Annotated in this window: 1 protein-coding gene and 1 pseudogene; both read right to left on the reverse strand. The window is 67.5% G+C overall.

Annotated features, from left to right (window positions below; translation table 11 throughout):
* Positions 1–203 (reverse strand): annotated as a pseudogene (locus DYI42_RS23985) (hypothetical protein); the annotation flags it as partial.
* Positions 200–568: a response regulator transcription factor gene (locus DYI42_RS23990; RefSeq protein WP_213549643.1), complete on the reverse strand. Its 369-nt coding sequence runs from the start codon at positions 566–568 to the stop codon at positions 200–202. The pseudogene DYI42_RS23985 and the gene DYI42_RS23990, both read right to left, overlap by 4 nt.
* Between the last annotated feature and the right edge of the window lie 242 nt (positions 569–810).

Below are 810 nucleotides of genomic sequence, written 5' to 3' on the forward strand. Positions count from 1 at the left end.
CCCGCCCCCTGCCCGATCCAGAGCAGCGGAAACAGCACCAGCAACAGCCCCACCACGGGCAGCAGGCGCGCGGCATCCATCAGGCGGCGGCGGCGATAGGTCTGCCGCGCAAGGAACAGCGGGATGTCCTCGCCATCCACACGGTCGGCAATGTCGATCAGCCGCTGCCCCGGCCCGCCGGGCTCCTCCGGCCCTTCCCTCATGCCCCGGCCAGCTCGCGCAGGCAATCAAGCACCTCGTCGTTGGAAAAGGGCTTTGTCATGAAGCGGTTGGCCCCGAATTGCAGCGCCAGGTCACGGTCCTTGCCCTGCCCCTTCGCGGTCAGCATCAGCACCGGCAGCGCCGCCGTCGCCTCCGCCGCGCGCAACTCGCGCAAAATGTCGAACCCCGATTTGCCGGGCAGCATCACGTCGAGGATCATCACATCCGGCGAGACCCGGGCCACCGCGTCCAGCGCCGTCGCCCCGTCAGAATGGGTATCCACCCGCCAGCCATCGCGGCTCAGAATGAACCGGATCGCCTCGATGATGTTCGGCTCGTCTTCCACCAGCAACACGCGCTTGCCCAACCGAGCTCCTCCCACTTGGCCCCGTTTCACGCTTCACGGCATTTGACACGCATCCGCCCCGACTGTCAAAACGCCCCGCCATTGCCAACACTCCGGGATGTCACCGAACCGCCCGCAGACCAACGCCATGGCGCAGCCTGTTCATTTTCTTGCCGAAAATACTCAACCCCACAGCGCACCCCCGCGCCACCCCGGCCCATGGCGCGCACAGGCCAGCCACAGGACGCGGGGCGGGGCACGCG

Origin of the sequence: Vannielia litorea (assembly GCF_018424695.1) — a bacterium.
In the GTDB taxonomy this organism is placed as follows: Bacteria; Pseudomonadota; Alphaproteobacteria; order Rhodobacterales; family Rhodobacteraceae; genus Vannielia; species Vannielia litorea_A.